Genomic DNA, 16,801 nt, shown 5'->3' on the forward strand with positions numbered 1-16,801 from the left:
GATAAACAGCACGTAAATTACCGCAAAAATGGCTTATATCTTGTTACCAAACTGAAAAGGCCACCCGGAAAACCGGATGACCTTTTTCAATAGTCGTCTTGGCCAGGCAATCAGTGCGGCTGTGGCTCCATGCCGCCTTCAGCCTCGCCGTCGCCCTTGGCTTCGCCGTCACCCTTGACTTCGCTTGGGCCGTCCTTCTTGGTGCCTGCTTTCGGAACAGCCGAGCCACGGCTGCCAGGAGAATCGTCACCCAGATCGCGTGCCGGCTTCTCGCCCCTCAGCAAAGCCTTGATCTCGTCGCCCGTGAGGGTTTCGTATTCCAGAAGACCCTCGGCAATAGCAACGAACCCGTCGTGATTGTCCGTCAGGATACGACGTGCCTCTGTATAGGCCTCGTCGATCAGACGGCGGACTTCGGTGTCGATCGTCTGAGCCGTTGCCTCGGAGACATTCTTGGACTGCGAGACGGAATGGCCAAGGAAGACCTCCTGCTGGTTTTCACCATAGGCGACCTGGCCGAGAGCGTCGGAGAAGCCCCATTGCGTTACCATGGCGCGGGCAAGCTTGGTGGCCTGCTCGATATCCGAAGATGCGCCGGAGGTGATGTTTTCCTTGCCGAAGGTCAACTCCTCGGCAACGCGGCCACCCATCATGATCACCAGACGCGACACCATCCATTTGTAACTCATGGAGTAGCGGTCACCTTCAGGCAACTGCATGACCATGCCGAGTGCACGGCCACGCGGAATAATTGTCGCCTTGTGCAGCGGATCAGCCAAAGCAACCTTCAGCGCGGTAATCGCATGCCCCGCCTCGTGGTAAGCGGTCAGTTTCTTTTCCGCTTCGGTCATGGCGGAGGAGCGGCGTTCCGCACCCATCATGATCTTGTCCTTGGCGTCCTCGAACTCCTGCATGGTAACCACGCGCTTGTTACGGCGAGCAGCCATCAGGGCGGCTTCGTTGACGAGGTTCATCAAGTCAGCGCCCGAGAAACCGGGGGTGCCACGGGCCAGAACCTTGAGATCGACATTCGGAGCCAGCGGCACGTTGCGAACGTGAACCTTGAGAATGCGCTCACGGCCGACGATATCCGGGTTCGGCACGACGACCTGACGGTCGAAGCGGCCGGGACGCAGAAGTGCGGGATCGAGAACGTCCGGACGGTTGGTGGCGGCGATGAGGATGATACCTTCATTCGCCTCGAAGCCGTCCATCTCGACCAGCAGCTGGTTGAGCGTCTGTTCGCGTTCGTCATTGCCACCGCCGAGACCGGCGCCGCGATGTCGACCGACAGCGTCGATTTCGTCGATGAAGATGATGCACGGCGCATTCTTCTTGGCCTGCTCGAACATGTCACGCACACGGCTTGCGCCGACGCCGACGAACATTTCCACGAAGTCAGAACCGGAAATGGTGAAGAACGGCACATTAGCTTCACCCGCGACGGAGCGCGCCAGTAGCGTCTTACCAGTACCTGGAGGGCCGACCAGCAGCACGCCGCGCGGGATCTTGCCGCCGAGTCGCTGGAACTTCTGCGGATCGCGCAGGAATTCCACGATTTCCTCAAGGTCTTGCTTGGCTTCGTCCACACCTGCGACGTCGTCAAACGTCACGCGGCCGTGCGCTTCCGTCAAAAGCTTGGCCTTTGACTTGCCAAAGCCCATCGCGCCGCGCGAACCGCCCTGCATCTGCCGCATGAAGAACAGCCAGACGCCGAGGATGAGGAACATCGGCAAAAGCGTGCCGAGATAGCTCAAAAAACCGGAAGAACCGTCGCTCTCGGGACGCGCGACGATGGTGACGTTCTTGCTCTGCAAGCGCTCCATCAAGCTGTCGTCGATTACTGGGGAATAGGTCTGAAAGGCCGTGCCGTTCTCGGTATAGGTTCCGAGAACCCGGTTACCGGTGACGGTCACGTCGCGAACTCGCCCGGAATCCACATCGCGGAGAAACTGGGAATACGGAATTTCCCGCGAACCCGTTTGCGTCGGCGAAGTCTGGAACATGCTGAACAAAGCGATCAGCAAGAGGGCAATCACGGCCCACAAGGCGAAATTTCTGAAATTTGGGTTCATCGAACTCCCCGAACTCACACGGACATGTTTGCTGCCCGCTATTACTCGACCCTAACATAAGGACGACATCTGCCGTTGCCAAGGCAAAGGGCGTTATCTGATGCGTTTTGGTGTAAAAACTATTCCAAGGCAATTCACGAAAAAGAGGCCGGATTTAAACCGGCGGCTGTGGATAGGCCGCACGGCCGAATGAAACCGCGATGGCATTCGCCAACTCAAGGTCGAAGCGCGGCAGAAAAAGATCGAAGGGGGCAAGCCTCGGCACGATACTGATGGCACCTTCCGGAGAGGCTCGACCGGGAACCAACGCGGCAATTTGCGGCAGGATCGCCATCGCCTGTTTTGCAATCCCTGGCGGCACCGCTGGAAAAAGCGCTGCCGCATCCGCAATGCCACCCGTCCTGCCCGCCGCAATATTGACCGGAAAAGCCGATGTGTTTTTCACAAAGAAACGATCGTCCCAGAGGCCCTGCCCGCCAGCCTCGACTTGCAGTTCCGGCATATTCCGATGCTCGCGGAAAAGATAAAGCCCGTCCTTTCGGCGATCGAAAAGAACGCGGCCAACCGTTATCCGTCCGTTCTCGCTGGTTTTGAGAAACTGCAACACCCGATCCATGCTGCTGGCCGCCGGGAAATAGGCCCTTCCACCGAGATTAGCGATGAGCACCGCTAGCCCGTGCCGAAATTCGGGAAGATCGGGCATCAGGCCTTCAATCGACAATCTGGCGAGCGTGGCGTGAAAGACTTCTACGTTTTGTTGGAGAAAAAAGGCGGTTTTCTCGGAATATGCCTGTCGTTTGACGGCGGCCTGCGCATCAAGCGGCGGCGGAGAGTCGGAAAGCGACTGCCGCACACGAACCCGCTCGTAGCGCGCGTTGTCATTACTAGGGTCGTCAGACCAGCCACGCGAGCGAGATAATACGAAATCGCGGATCTCCTGTCTTTCACAGGTCAGAAACGGCCGCATGATCCAGTGGCGTCCACCGTATAATACAGCATCCGCCATGCCGGCGAGGCCGAGATTTTCGCTGCTGCCGCTTCTGGCGGCACGCATCGCCACGGTTTCCCGCTGGTCGCCAAGAGTATGCCCTGTCACGATGAGATCGGCGCCAATGTCGCTCGCAACGTCGGCGATCAGACTATATCGGGCAAGACGAGAGGCTTCGGAAATGCCGGAAGCGGGTTTGGGATCATCCCATCGGCGCACGGTATGCGGGATACCGAGTTCCGCGCAGAGCAGGGAGACCTTGTGAGCCTCATCAGCGGATTCCGCCCTTAGGGCATGGTCAACCGTGACGGCGGAAAGCCGCACCCGGTCGGGGTCTGCCTCCGCCCTCGCCTCATGCATTGCCAGCAACAGACCGGTGGAATCGCTACCGCCGGAGATTGCGATGAGAATATGGACGGGTTTGCGAAGATTTTCGACGAAGGACCTAGCCGCAGCGAGCGGCGCAACCGTCTTTTCGTTCAAAATGCGGACATCAACCGGCATGGAAAGACCGCCGCCATGGCAGGAGCAAGATCAGCAGCTCAGCCGCTTCTGTTCGCTGGCAACCTTGTTCAGCACAGTCTTTGAAGCACTGGGATAACGCTTCGGCACTTCGCGCAGCGTGGCGCAGGCGGTCTCGGTGTTGTCCAGAGCTGCAAGCGACATGCCGAGCTTCATCAGCATTTCCGGTGCTTTCGGAGACTTGCCATAGGTCTGATGGCCGTTCAGGAAAGTTTTTGCGGCCTCGTTGAACTTGCCCTGCGAATATTGTGCCTCGCCCAGCCAGAAGCTGGCATCGGCGGCCTTGGTGCCTTTCGGGTAACCCTGGAGATATTGCTGGAACCCCTGCTCCGCAAGCTTGTAATCGCCGGAAAGAACATGACCGTAAGCAGCCTGATAGATATCGCCCTCGCTGGTGAGTGCTGCGGTGTTGACCGGATCGGTCTTGCGCGAACCGTTGCCGGTGGTAACGCCCGGAAGACTACCGGAAGAATTGTTGGCACCCTGGTTCAATGAGCCACCGATCGGCATGCCCTTGGAATCAAGCTCGATGGAGCCAAGCGTCGTCTCTCCCGGTGCACTCGTCGGCGCGTTCGCGGAAGAGGACGGCGAAACGGAAGCGCCACCCTGAGGTGGCGTTTCGATGATCGTTGCAACGTCGTCGCTCGGCGGAGCGGCCGGAGTGGCCTCCGCCTTCTTTTTCGGCGCGGTGGTACTCGCGCCTTTGCCGCCTTCCAGTTCCTGGAAGCGGAATTCATTGTCTTCCTGCGCCTTGCGGATCGTTTCCTGCATCTGCAAAAGCTGGAAGCTCATTTCTTCGATACGGCCGTTGAGCTGCCGGATCTGTTCTTCAAGCTGCTGAACCTTATAGGCTTCATTGGCCTGAACCCGCACAATTGGGACCTGCTGAGAGTTGATCGTGCCGAAGCTACCCCCCGCACCGAACAGCGGACCCGAAACGGCTGTGCCGCTCAAGCCGGTGCAGGCTGCAAGCCCCAGCATTCCCGCCACGACAAGTTTCTTCATCTCATTTGCCCTGCCTTAACTGATTTGCACCGGAATGGCGCAAGCCGGATTTTTTCCATATCAACCGAAAAAGCAACTTAACTTCGGCCAAACTATGAAAAAAACGAAAGGCGGCCCATAGACCGCCTTCCATTCGAGATCACAAAAGCGTCAGGCGATTACATGCCTGCGCCACCGAGAACCGTCACAGCGCGGCGGTTCTGCGACCAGCAGGAAATGTCATCGCAGACGGCGACCGGCTTTTCCTTGCCGTAGGAGATCGTCTTCATGCGGCTTGCCGGAACGCCCTGGGACGCCAGGAAGTCACGGGTTGCAGCGGCACGACGGGCGCCGAGCGCCAGGTTGTATTCACGCGTACCGCGCTCGTCGGCATGGCCTTCGACGGTGATGGCGTATTTCGGGTAACGGGCAAGCCACTGTGCCTGGCGCTGCAGCGTCTGCTGCGCGTCTGCACGGATGGACGTCGAGTCCGTATCAAAGAAGATGCGGTCGCCAACATTAACCGTGAAGTCCTGCTGGGAGCCGGGCGTCGCAGAACCCGCACCGCCGAGACCGAGCTCACCGGCGCTGTTCGGCATGTTCTTCTTGTTCGCGCAGCCTGCGAGAGCAAGAGCGAGCGTCATGGCGATAACAGCCGGATTACGGGCCAGTTTCTGCATCGGGCTGAGTGCCGAAGTGTGTGTACGGCTCATCGCCGGTCTCTCCTTGGGATTGCAATAACGTTGCCAGACACTAACGGATCGAGGTTAATAGCCGACAAACGCTTATGGTTAACAGAAAGGAAACGTCCCACTTTTTTGCTCCCTCACAACACTTTGCGGCAAGAAAGAGGCAGTTTCCCGTACGGCATATGTAAAAACATGACGGCGCCGGTTGGGCCGGCGCCGTCATGGCAGTCAATATCAGTCCAGAAGCGGCGACCAGGCCGGGTCTGAAGCGAAGGTGGGAGTCTTGATCAGCTGTTCGTTGTAGCCGGTCAAGTCGATCGAATAGAGCTGCGGACCGCCAGCACCAGCGTTCTGGCGGAAGAACATCAGCACACGGCCGTTCGGCGCCCATGTTGGGCCTTCATTATGAAAGCCGCTGGTCAGAATGCGCTCACCCGAACCGTCGGTTTTCATCACGCCAATCGAGAACTTGCCGCCCGATTGTTTGGTGAAGGCGATCAGATCGCCGCGTGGCGACCAGACCGGCGTGGAATACGACCCGTCGCCGAACGAAATACGCTGCTGTCCTGAACCATCGGCATTCATTACGTAAATTTGCTGACGGCCGCCACGGTCGCTTTCAAAGGCAACACGTTGCCCATCCGGGGAGAATGACGGTGCAGTATCGATCGCGGACGTGTTCGTCAGGCGCGTCGTGGTTCGTGAGCGCAGGTCCATGGTGTAGATATTGGCGTTACCATCCTGCTGAAGGCTCATAATGACCTTCTGGCCATCCGGCGAGAAGCGCGGCGAGAATGTCATGCCGGGGAAATTACCGACCACTTCGCGCTGTCCGGTTTCCAGCTGCAGCAGGTAAACGCGCGGCTGCTGGCCTTCAAACGACATGTAGGTGACTTCCTGACGGTTCGGCGAAAAACGCGGCGTCAGAACGATGTCGTTCGAATTGGTGAGGTTACGGACGTTGAAGCCGTCCTGGTCCATGATCGACAGCTGACGCTTGCGGGCTGTCTTCGGGCCGCTTTCGGAGACGAAAACGACGCGGGTATCGAAGTAGCCCTTTTCACCGGTGACGCGCTCATAAATGGCGTCCGCGATGATGTGGGCGACACGGCGCCAGTTTTCCGGCTGCGTGAAAAACTGCTGCCCGGTCATCTGCTGGCCTGCGAAAGTATCCCAAAGGCGGAACTCGGCACGCAGACGGCCGTCGCTTTCACGCGTCACGCGGCCCGTTACGAGTGCCTGCGCGTTGATAACCTTCCAGTCCTCAAAACGCGGCTGCTGATCCGGGTTGGCGATTTTTTCGATGAAGGCACTCTTGTTGACTGGCGCAAACAGGCCGGAACGCTGCAGATCGGCAGCAATTACGGCCGATACCTGCGCGCCGATGCCGTCACCCGAGATGAAGTCGGTGATGGCGATGGGCAAGGGTTCGACGTTACCCTTGTTGATGTTGATTTCCACCCGCGCAAAAGCCGGTGCGGAGAAAACCGACATAAGGGCCGCGACAGCGAGCACCAGCCGGATCGGCGAAAATATCTTCATGTTGCCAGGCCTTTCAGCATTCATAGCAATTCACTGGGATCGAAATTCACTACGACTTCGTTCCATGCATCATATTTGTCGGCAGGAAGGTTCGTGAACGGAGCAGAACGCATGATGGCACGATAGGCACCACCGGAAAGGGCGCGACGCGTTCCCTCGGAACCACCCGTTGCTTCGATCTCGGGTCGGCCGATGATGGATCCATCACGGTCAAGCTTCATGGTGACCCGAACGCGAACGTCCGAGGCATCCGCCATGCCGGGAATGATCTGCCAGTTTTTCTGGATTGCGCCACGCAGCGCATCCATTTCCGTCTGGCTGAGCGTCGAACCGCCCGTGGTCTTTTTGCCGCCAAGCGATGCCTGCTGGGTGGAGCGCTTTGCACCACCGCCGGAGGGCGCCTGCTTGTTCAAAAGCGCGGCAACATCGTCAGCGTTAAAATCGCTTTCCTTCGACGAAGCGGATTTCGCCGTTTCCTGCTTTTTCTCACCCGGCTTCTTGTCGGAAGGCTTGTCCGTGGACTTTGCCTGATCGGGCTTGGTCTCTGCAGGCTTCTCAGCGGGCTTCTGCTCGGCAGGTTTGGTCTCAGCCTGTTTCGGCACTTCCGGCTTCGGCGGCTCCGGGCGGGAATTCGGGCGCGGCACATTCGGCGGCACGGGAATTTCGGCCGGTTCCTGTTGCACCGGGGGTGGCTCTTCCGCTTTCGTTTCCTGCGGCGGCGGCTCCGTCTTCGGTTGCGGCGCGATCTCGGGCTTGGTCTGCGGCAAGGCGGCCATTTCCTGCGGCTTCGGAGCCGAGGTCTCTTCCTTGACGATTTCCTTCACCTCATTCGCCTTGGTGTCGACAACCGGCTGCGGCTTTTCCTGCTTTGGCGGAGCGGCCGCACTGATATTGTCGTTCGGCTTTGTAGTAGGCGTCGGCGGCGCTTCTATATCGGCCACGTTGTTGCCGACATTCTGAGCGTTCGGAACGATATCCGGACGTGTAGTCGGAACCGGGGCCGACTTTTCCGCCTTCGGCGCGTTCTTGTCGCCTTGCTGGATCTGGCTCAATTCCTCGATTGGCACCAGCTCCACAGGCAGTGCCTCAGCCTGCGACACGTCAAGAGGCTCCGGCGAGCCCAGGGAAACGAGGGCGAAAGCCAGAAGCGATGCGTGCACGATCGCGGATGTGGTAAGGCTGCCCTTCATCGCTGACGTCAATTATCCTGTTTCTGCTGGGTCACAAGGCCGATATTCTTGAAGCCCGCTGCCTGGATACGCGCCATCACGTCGGCGACGACGCCGTAGGCGGCAACGGAATCCGCGCGCACGAAGATGCGTTCGTTATAACCTGTCGTGGCGATTGCCTGCAGCTTGTCGGCCACCTCGGCCGCCTGGATTTCCGTTTCCTGCAAATGGATCTGGCCATTGGCATTGACGGAAATCGTGATCGGCTGCGTATCCGAATTCAGCGCGTTGGCAGATGTCTGCGGCAGGTCGATCGGAACGCCGACCGTCATCATCGGTGCGGCCACCATGAAAATGATGAGAAGCACAAGCATGACGTCAACCAGTGGCGTCACGTTGATTTCGCTGATCGCGCCGCCCCTGCGACGTCCGCCGCGCCCACGGCGTCCACCGGAACCGCCGCTGCTGCCACCTGCTGACATACCCATAACATCTACTCCATTTTGCCTTGCGGCAAATTACTGCGCGGCGCGCTTATTGGGCTGCCTGCCGCGTCTGAAGTTTTTCATCGATCTGGCGCGACAAGATCGCGGAGAACTCGTCGGCGAAACCTTCCATACGAGCGGAAAGCTTGTGCGCGTCAGCCGTGAACTTGTTGTAGGCGATAACCGCCGGAATAGCCGCGACAAGACCGATGGCCGTTGCCAGAAGCGCTTCGGCGATACCCGGCGCCACGACCGCAAGGTTGGTGGACTTCGAACCGGCAATCGCCTGGAACGAGGTCATGATACCAACGACCGTACCGAAGAGGCCGATGAACGGACCGGCAGAACCGATCGTCGCCAACGAACCGAGGCGGGCCTCGTATTGTTCGCCTTCACGAGCAATCGTCACGTCCATTGCCCGGTCGATACGCATTTGCAGACCGATGGGTGAACGGGCGCCGCGTTCAAATGATTTCTTCCACTCCCGCATGGCGGAAACGAAAATTGCCGCGAGACCAACATTCTGGCGTTCTGCCAGAGTGCGGTAAAGCTCTTCGAGCGACTGGCCAGACCAGAAGACCTGTTCGAACTGGTCGAACTGGCGCTTTGCCTTGCCGAAGCTTACGTATTTGTCGAAGACGATCGCCCACGTCCAGACCGAGGCGGCGATAAGTCCAATCATCACGAACTTCACGATGAGGCCCGCCTGCATAAACAGCGCCCAGAGACTTACATCGTGCGTCGCCGCTGCCAAACCTGCCTGTTCCATAAATATCCAATCCCCGAATCCAAACGCCCGGTACGGGACCGGGCGATTCAAACGCGTGTTAACGCTCGAAGCTATGCAGCAACAGCCGCAAACCCCTTTGCCATACCCCGATACTTGCCAGTAAGCCTTACTTGCCAATAAATTTGGTGAAAGGAAGGCGTGCGCCGCACAAATGCCAGTTGCTAAAGTAAGACACCATTATGGTTAAAGGAGTGTTACAACCGCGCCACGTCTGATGGATTTACTGGACCAGCCCCGAACTTACTTCAGGAATTTTTCGGCCACCGTCTCCGGAAGGCGCCTTGGCCGGCCATTGGCATTGATGACGGCGATGATGACCTTGGCGGCAACAAGGAGCGTTTCGCCGCGCCGGATTTCCTGATTGAGCACCATTTTTGCGCCCCCGGCCTTTTCGGTAAGGGTGGTGATCGTCAACACATCATCCATCCGGGCCGGGCTCTTGAAATCGATCTCCATACGATGGACGACGAAAACGAGACCCTCCTCGTCGGCGGTCAGGAGTGCGCTTTGCTCGCAGCCGAGGCAACGCAGGTAGTCGGTTCGACCGCGCTCGAGAAAATGCAGATAGCGCGCGTGATAAACGAGGCCGGAAAAATCCGTGTCCTCGTAATAGACCCGCTGGGTCAGGCGGTGCCCATGTTCGATGAGTTCGCCGGAAAGCGAAACCACAAGCTCGCTCATGATATCTCCTTGGAAAGTTCGGCCGCACCTGAACGACCTTCGCGGACGATAAGATGCTCGTGGCGCTGAGGCAGCATCGCGATGCGCTCAGCAATGAAACGGGGTCTGAGATCGTGTTCCAGCAGCGCGGAAGGCTGCGCGGGCAGCCAGCAGAACTCCACCTCGACGCCATCCAGCACGCGATGCACTATATCGCTTTCATGGAACGGCAAAGGCTGGCGCAGCGAAACCAGATAATAAAATGCCAATTCATGCGCGACATAATCATCATAGGCGAAAAAATTCTCCGCCGACCAGAGAAGACGCTCGACGGCGCAATCCCGGTCAAGCTCCTCGCCGATCTCGCGGATGATGGTCTGCTCTGAGCTTTCACCGATTTCCGCCCGCCCGCCCGGCAGGGCCCAATAGCTATCCTTGGCGCCACGCTGGACGAGAAGATAGTTGTCGTGGAAAATCAACGCCGCCACACGCATGCTGAACAGCTGCGGCTTGCGGTCCAGCCGGATCATATGGCGCTCAGGGGCAGAAGTCATTTGGCGTCCAGGTCGCCGTCATACCAGACAAGGTGTCTTGTGGTCTCAGGCAGGTGTTCTATTTCATCCGCGATGAAATAGGGCGGAATATCGAGTTCGGTCAATGCATCACGGGTCGCAGCGACCCAGCGAAACTCAAGCTCGTTATCGCCATCCTGAACGCGGTGAATGATATCCGTCGGGTGAAAGGCAAGGGTCTCCGGCAAATCCATCAGGTAATAGAAACCGAGTTCGTGCCACTCCTTACCCTCATAATGGAAAAAATTCTCGACCGCCCATAGAAGCCGCCCGACCTTCGCTTCGACACCAAGTTCCTCGACCATTTCGCGCGCCAGCGTTTCTTCGGAACGCTCGCCCATTTCGGCGCGACCACCTGGAAAGGTCCAGAATTTCTCATGGGACGCGCGGTGCACCAACACGTGGCCATCCCGAAACGCCAGCCCCGCAACGCGCATCTGGAAAATGCGTTTCGGCTTGAATTTCATGCGGATACGGGTGTCCTGCACCGTGGTGTCTTGTATCATTAACTGAACCTGCTGGCTGGAAACATCAAATCGGTTTCCGTCCACCCTAACGCATCCATCTCGGCTTTTCTCGCCTTTGCGTCGTCTCCCACAATGAATTCATCCAGTTGTGGCGGCTTGATCATGGTGCCGGACAACATGGCATGCACCTGCCCGCGATGATGCGTCTGGTGCTGGAAGAGATGGGACAACACATCGTCGCAGCGATCCTGCTGGATGCGTGTTCCACGATGGATATTGACGATGGCAGCGAGGCCGTCTTCATCCAGCATGTCGACAAAATCGATCAGTTCTTCGTCCAGTTTCGCTTGGGCAGCATGCAGCTCCGCCATGGTGGCGAAAGGCTCTTCCTCTTCAAAAGCGGCAAGGCCGAGCGTCCCGCCTTTAATCGCGTCGATATAAAACAGGTCAACGGTGTAGATGTGGTTCAGGGTGGCCCGAAGGGTTGGAAAGAAGCTGACGCGAGCGGCCACGAATTCCTCCTGCAACAGCTGACGACAAGCCTGATGCAGCCTTAAATTAGCCAGCCGGTTGTTGCGCGCGAGTTTGCGGAAAACCCGCATCGGATCGTAGGCCATCGACGTCCCTTCTCATGGAGCCTGATAACGCCGCTTTTCAATCGACGTGTTCAAGCTCGGACTTGCTCTTCAGAACCTTCGCCCCATCTTCCTGCTCGATGAGATAAGCGGGTTCGTCCTTGCTAGCCTTGCGCTTTATCGTGGAACCGGAAATCGTTTTTTCGACATCATCAGTAAACGTCTCGACGATTTTTCCTTCGCCGGTTCCGTTGCCCCATTTCCAGCGAACCTTCGTACCCTTGCGATATCCAGACATCATCATTTCCTGACCAAAGAAAATCAAATGCGAAAGCGCCGGGCTTGTTCCCTCAATCCTCTTCCAGCGTCAGCCGGAATTGCGCCGCCTCGAGATCTTTAGGCGGCTGCATGCCCAGATGTTTCCAGGCAGTGCCGGTCAGAACGCGGCCGCGCGGCGTGCGCTGGATGAAACCCTGCTGGATCATGTAGGGTTCTATGATGTCTTCGATCGCATCACGCGGCTCCGACAAGCCAGCGGCGATGGTCTCGATACCAACAGGGCCGCCGCCGAAATTGACCGCGATCATGGTCAGATAGCGCATGTCCAGCTGATCGAGACCCATTTTGTCGACAAGCAACCGCGTCAGCGCTTCGTCGGCAATCTCACGGGTGACGGCTTCCGCCCGTGCCACCTCAGCGAAATCGCGAACCCGGCGCAAGAGCCGTCCGGCGATGCGCGGCGTGCCGCGTGCACGCCTTGCTATCTCGCGTGCGCCATCGTCGGTCATGTTCAGACCCATCAGCCGCGCGCCGCGCCGAACGATCAGCTCCAGCTCATCGACAGTGTAGAAGGCCAGACGGACAGGAATGCCGAAGCGGTCGCGCAGCGGCGTTGTCAACAAACCAAGACGCGTGGTCGCGGCAACGAGGGTGAACTTGGAAAGATCGATCTTCACCGAGCGGGCCGCAGGCCCCTCACCGATGATGAGGTCGAGCTGGAAATCCTCCATTGCCGGATAGAGAATTTCCTCGACTGCCGGGTTGAGACGATGGATTTCATCGATGAAGAGCACATCGCGCTCCTCGAGATTGGTCAAAAGTGCGGCAAGGTCGCCAGCCTTGGCGATCACTGGTCCGGAGGTGGACTTGAAGTTGACGCCAAGCTCCTTTGCCATGATCTGCGCCAGCGTGGTTTTGCCGAGACCGGGAGGCCCGACGAACAACACATGGTCCAGCGCCTCGCCACGGTTCTTTGCCGCCTCGATAAACACCTTGAGATTGGCGCGAGCCTCGGCCTGGCCGGTAAAATCGTCCAGCGACTGCGGGCGCATTGTGGTGTCGATATCTTCACCGCGCTTGTCCGCCGAAATCAGTCTGTCCGCATCGCTCATAGAGGGCATTCCATTGTTCTAAACCAATTCAAGAGATGGTCTTCGCCGCTATATCACGACTGTCGCACGAAGGCGCTTCACGAAATTCAGCATCGCACCCGGCTTCGTTCGCTTGCTGCGCGCAGCTTAGCGTGAAAGTTCGCGCAGGCCGAGCCGGATGAGTTTGGCACTGTCGCCGCCCTCCCCGCCGTTCTTCAGCGCGGCCGCAACGGCATTTGCGGCCTGATCGCGTGAATAGCCGAGATTGGTGAGCGCCGACACGGCATCCGCCACCGGCGCGGAGGCCACACCCTCGCCAAGTTCCTGCTTGAGTCCGATGGAAGCCGAAGCTTCTCCTGCAAAGGCAGGCGCCTTGTTGCGAAGCTCGGTAACGAGGCGCACCGCCACCTTCGGCCCTACGCCCGGCGCACGTGAAATCATCACCTTGTCCTGCAGCGCTATCGCATTGGCGAGTTCAGAAGGCGACAGGGTAGACAAGACGGCCAGCGCCACTTTCGAACCGACCCCCTGCACGCTCTGCAGCAGATTGAACCATTCCCGCTCAAGTGCCGACAAAAAGCCGAACAGCCTCAACTGGTCTTCGCGCACATAGGTTTCGATGAAGAGGACGACCGCTTCACCAGCGGAACCTATTTTTGAGAGTGTGCGCGCCGAGCAATAGGCGACGTAACAAACGCCGTGCACATCCACCAGCACGTAGTCCGTGCCGATTTCCTCGATGGTGCCTTTAAGTTTTCCGATCATGATGCCGCCCGCTGCAATGAGACTTCAATATTCAACCGGCTGCCAATAGCCGCGCCATCCTGTCGCCGCCGCGATTATGGGCGTGGCAGATTGCGATCGCCAAGGCGTCCGCCGCATCGTTACCCTTGAATTCTGCTTTCGGCATCAGGATTTTCAGCATCATGTGGATTTGCTGCTTTTCGCCGTGCCCAACACCTATGACGGCTTTTTTGACCGCGTTCGGCGCATACTCGAAAACAGGCAACCCTGCCCGCGCCGGAACCAGCATGGCAATGCCGCGCGCCTGACCGAGCTTCAGCGTGGCGACAGCATCCTTGTTTACGAACGTCTGCTCCACCGCCGCCTCATCGGGTTGATAGCTGTGAACAGTATCCGCCAGCCCATCATGCAGCTGGCACAGGCGGGAGGCGAGATCCATATCACCATCCGATGTCACCGTGCCGGAAGCGACAAACCGAAGGCTGTTGCCGAAGGTTTCGATGACACCCCATCCGGTGCGCCGCAACCCGGGGTCGATACCGATGATTCGAATCGTCTTTTGCATAAGCCACCCTATCTTTTCGGCTGCGACCCTGCCAGCGATAAGTGAACAAAACGACAACATTGATCAAATTTGCAGTGCAGCATTTACCTCTGCTTAAACCGCGTACCGCATTGTTCCCGCACAAAATCAAAAAAGGGGAGCTGCGGACATGATGATCCGCAGCGCAATATTTTCGCCATATCAGCCATCCGGTGGCGCCATCAATGCATGGTGCGGGAAGTGATACGGCATTAAGGGCTGCATCGGCCATGCTGAACCGTTTTCATTCCATATCCACCAAAGTGCTCGTGATTTTCCTTGCGCTGATGACGATCTCGACCGGGGCTCTCACGCTTCTCGGCTATCAAAGCAGCAGCGGCGTTCTCGAGGAACAGGCGTCGAAATCCATGGAGAGCATTCTCGTCTTCAGGGGCGATATGCTGCAGGAACGCCTTGAGCAGCTTGAAACGCAGGCGGATTCCATCGCCAAGATCGAATCCCTGCAAATGGCGGTAGTTTCCATGCGCAGCGGCTGGGGCACCGTGCAGAAGAGTTCCGGCGACGCAAAGGCGGAACTGCAACGCGTCTTCGTCAAGGAGAACCCCTACGGAGAGAAAGAAAAGCTCATCAAGCCCGAAAATCCGAGCGGCTTTTATTATTCCACCCATGAAAAAACCCAGACGGATATCGGCGGCTACCTCAAGGGAACCCCATTCAGCGATGTTCTATTCATCGATCCGGCCGGCACGGTTTATTACTCCTATCTGAAAGGACCGGCTTTCGGGGAAACCGTCACGGGTGGCGCCTGGGCGGATAGCGGCCTTGGGGCTGCTTTTGCGCGCGGAGCCACCAACGCAGGAAAAGCCGTGAACGACGTGGCGCAGACGAGTTTCTCCGGTCTGCGCATCGACGCCGCGACTAAAGAGGCCGGCATCTATTTCGGTATTCCGGTAGTCAAATTCGGTGCGTTCAAGGGCATCGTTCTCTTCCGCGTCAAACAAGAGGTCTTCAGCCAGATCCTCGCGAAAGGCATCTCCGCCGGCAGCTCCGAACAATCCGCGATCGTTTCCGCCGATGGCAAGGTTCTGGGCGTGGATGGCAACGGTCTCGTCAGCCTTAATCCGGCAATCTATGCCTTCCATGCACAAGCACTTAATACGTCCGGCATGACGATTGCCAAGATCAACCGTCCGGACGGCGAAGCCAATGCCTATGCCCGCGCCTTCTCGTTTGCCGGTGAAAAATACCTCGCGGTGGAAAGCATGTTGCGCAGCGAGTTGAACGCCGGTTCCATTTCGATTGCCGGCACGTTAGCCGTCATCGGCCTTTGCGTTCTGGCAGCCATGTGCGCGGCAACCGCCTTTTTTGCACGGCGCCTGTTCGCACCGCTGGAGAAGCTGGCCGGGCTGACTGGCGAAGTGGCGGCAGGCCGTCTCGATGCCGAGATCGGCAATCAGGACCGCAAGGACGAGATCGGCCGCATGGCGCGCGCGCTTGGCAGTTTCCGTGAAAAACTCATTTTGCAGCGGGAAATGGAAGCGACCACGTCCCGCACGCGCGAGGAAGCCGAAACGGCACGCCGCGCACATCTTGCGGAACGAGAGGCCGAGGCCGGCACGCTGCAAATGGTCGTGCGTTCTCTTGACGAAGGGCTGGATCGACTGGCAAGCGGCAATCTCGCCTATCGCATTGAGACTGTCTTCCCAGACGATCTTGAAAGTCTGCGCCACAACTTCAATACGGCGCTTGCAAGGCTCAGCGAGACCATGCAGGCCATCGGCGGCAATTCCGCCGCCGTTCGCGGCGGCTCGGAGGAAATGCGGGTAGGTGCAGACCAGCTCGCTGAGCGCACTGAACGGCAGGCCGCCTCCATTACCGAGACGGCAAGCGCCATCAAGGCAATCACCGAAGCCGTCCGCGACCAGATCGAACGTGCCGAACAGGCAACACGGATCGCCCGCGACGCCAGTACGCAGGCCACTGCGTCCAGCCACGTCATGGAGCAGACCATCGCCGCCATGGAAGCGATCCAGACCTCGTCGCGCCAGATCAACCAGATCATCGGCGTTATCGATGAAATCGCCTTCCAGACCAACCTTCTCGCCCTGAACGCAGGTGTGGAAGCCGCGCGTGCGGGCGAGGCCGGCAAGGGTTTTGCCGTTGTGGCGCAGGAGGTGCGCGAGCTGGCACAACGCTCGGCCGCCGCCGCAAAAGAAATCACCAGCCTGCTGAAGCGCTCCACCGACGAGGTTTCCACCGGCGTGGCACTGGTCGAAAAGGCGGGGGCCTCGCTAACCGGCATCGGCAAGCACGTGCAGACCATCAGTTCCCGCATCGAAGAGATCATGGAATCCACCCGCGAGGAGGCGCATACGCTTGCTGAAATCAACAGCACCGTCACCAGTCTCGACACCATGACCCAGCAAAACGCCGCCATGGTGGAGGAGACGACGGCGGCCATTCACAATCTCGCTTCCGAGGCGGGAGAGATGGACGGCAGGCTCGGACAATTCGTGCTCGCTTCCGACCGGCAACCTCCAGACCATCGCGAAACCCGGCAATTCCGTCGAGCGGGCTAAAAAAATGAAAAGGGGCCTCTTTCGAGGCCCCAATTTTTTTGAACCA

General features: G+C 58.4%; 17 protein-coding genes. 1 reads left to right on the forward strand and 16 read right to left on the reverse strand.

The features are described 5' to 3' along the window. Positions 1 to 110 precede the first annotated feature (110 nt). From ftsH to ruvC, 16 genes are all read right to left on the reverse strand, one after another. Positions 111 to 2,075, reverse strand: coding sequence for an ATP-dependent zinc metalloprotease FtsH (gene ftsH, locus J5276_RS19050; protein ID WP_013761814.1), 1,965 nt, complete (start codon positions 2,073 to 2,075; stop codon positions 111 to 113). 154 nt (positions 2,076 to 2,229) lie between these two features. Then, positions 2,230 to 3,567 carry a tRNA lysidine(34) synthetase TilS gene (gene tilS / locus J5276_RS19055; protein ID WP_174012115.1) on the reverse strand — a complete coding sequence of 446 codons (1,338 nt, stop codon included), beginning with the start codon at positions 3,565 to 3,567 and terminating at the stop codon, positions 2,230 to 2,232. 30 nt (positions 3,568 to 3,597) lie between these two features. Continuing rightward, a complete protein-coding gene (gene ybgF, locus J5276_RS19060) occupies positions 3,598 to 4,590 on the reverse strand; it encodes a tol-pal system protein YbgF (protein WP_003511385.1) in 993 nt (330 codons plus the stop codon). 158 nt (positions 4,591 to 4,748) lie between these two features. Beyond that, a complete protein-coding gene (gene pal / locus J5276_RS19065) occupies positions 4,749 to 5,282 on the reverse strand; it encodes a peptidoglycan-associated lipoprotein Pal (protein WP_003511386.1) in 534 nt (177 codons plus the stop codon). Between the two features lie 210 nt (positions 5,283 to 5,492). Next, the gene (gene tolB / locus J5276_RS19070) at positions 5,493 to 6,800 is read right to left on the reverse strand and encodes a Tol-Pal system beta propeller repeat protein TolB (protein ID WP_003511387.1); all 1,308 of its coding nucleotides are present in this window, start codon (positions 6,798 to 6,800) and stop codon (positions 5,493 to 5,495) included. A 20-nt stretch (positions 6,801 to 6,820) separates the two neighbouring features. Further along, complete coding sequence (locus J5276_RS19075; protein WP_013761817.1) at positions 6,821 to 7,990, reverse strand: hypothetical protein; 1,170 nt, start codon at positions 7,988 to 7,990, stop codon at positions 6,821 to 6,823. A gap of 8 nt (positions 7,991 to 7,998) precedes the next feature. Next, positions 7,999 to 8,457 carry a protein TolR gene (tolR, locus tag J5276_RS19080; protein WP_003511389.1) on the reverse strand — a complete coding sequence of 153 codons (459 nt, stop codon included), beginning with the start codon at positions 8,455 to 8,457 and terminating at the stop codon, positions 7,999 to 8,001. A gap of 46 nt (positions 8,458 to 8,503) precedes the next feature. Further along, entirely contained in the window at positions 8,504 to 9,223 is a 720-nt protein-coding gene (gene tolQ, locus J5276_RS19085) for a protein TolQ (protein WP_003511390.1), read from the reverse strand. 261 nt (positions 9,224 to 9,484) lie between these two features. Continuing rightward, positions 9,485 to 9,925, reverse strand: coding sequence for a tol-pal system-associated acyl-CoA thioesterase (gene ybgC, locus J5276_RS19090; RefSeq protein WP_003511391.1), 441 nt, complete (start codon positions 9,923 to 9,925; stop codon positions 9,485 to 9,487). Next, on the reverse strand, positions 9,922 to 10,458 hold the full coding sequence (locus J5276_RS19095; RefSeq protein WP_035199649.1) for an NUDIX hydrolase: 537 nt from the start codon (positions 10,456 to 10,458) through the stop codon (positions 9,922 to 9,924). Before J5276_RS19095 ends, ybgC begins: the two co-directional genes overlap by 4 nt. Continuing rightward, on the reverse strand, positions 10,455 to 10,982 hold the full coding sequence (locus tag J5276_RS19100) for an NUDIX hydrolase (RefSeq protein ID WP_013761819.1): 528 nt from the start codon (positions 10,980 to 10,982) through the stop codon (positions 10,455 to 10,457). The genes J5276_RS19095 and J5276_RS19100 overlap by 4 nt, the downstream gene beginning before the upstream one ends. Beyond that, entirely contained in the window at positions 10,982 to 11,560 is a 579-nt protein-coding gene (locus J5276_RS19105) for a DinB family protein (protein WP_035199650.1), read from the reverse strand. The genes J5276_RS19100 and J5276_RS19105 overlap by 1 nt, the downstream gene beginning before the upstream one ends. A gap of 37 nt (positions 11,561 to 11,597) precedes the next feature. Further along, complete coding sequence (locus tag J5276_RS19110) at positions 11,598 to 11,816, reverse strand: DUF2945 domain-containing protein (protein ID WP_075807662.1); 219 nt, start codon at positions 11,814 to 11,816, stop codon at positions 11,598 to 11,600. A gap of 52 nt (positions 11,817 to 11,868) precedes the next feature. After that, positions 11,869 to 12,909 carry a Holliday junction branch migration DNA helicase RuvB gene (ruvB, locus tag J5276_RS19115; protein WP_003511396.1) on the reverse strand — a complete coding sequence of 347 codons (1,041 nt, stop codon included), beginning with the start codon at positions 12,907 to 12,909 and terminating at the stop codon, positions 11,869 to 11,871. A gap of 126 nt (positions 12,910 to 13,035) precedes the next feature. Then, complete coding sequence (gene ruvA / locus J5276_RS19120) at positions 13,036 to 13,653, reverse strand: Holliday junction branch migration protein RuvA (protein WP_003511397.1); 618 nt, start codon at positions 13,651 to 13,653, stop codon at positions 13,036 to 13,038. A 31-nt stretch (positions 13,654 to 13,684) separates the two neighbouring features. Next, positions 13,685 to 14,197, reverse strand: coding sequence for a crossover junction endodeoxyribonuclease RuvC (ruvC, locus tag J5276_RS19125; protein ID WP_003511398.1), 513 nt, complete (start codon positions 14,195 to 14,197; stop codon positions 13,685 to 13,687). 248 nt (positions 14,198 to 14,445) lie between these two features. Between ruvC and J5276_RS19130 the strand changes: the two genes are divergently transcribed. Next, positions 14,446 to 16,755, forward strand: coding sequence for a methyl-accepting chemotaxis protein (locus J5276_RS19130; protein WP_019564903.1), 2,310 nt, complete (start codon positions 14,446 to 14,448; stop codon positions 16,753 to 16,755). The last annotated feature ends 46 nt before the right edge of the window (positions 16,756 to 16,801 follow it).

It is taken from the genome of Agrobacterium sp. S7/73 (assembly GCF_019355535.1).
In the GTDB taxonomy this organism is placed as follows: domain Bacteria; phylum Pseudomonadota; class Alphaproteobacteria; order Rhizobiales; family Rhizobiaceae; genus Agrobacterium; species Agrobacterium tumefaciens.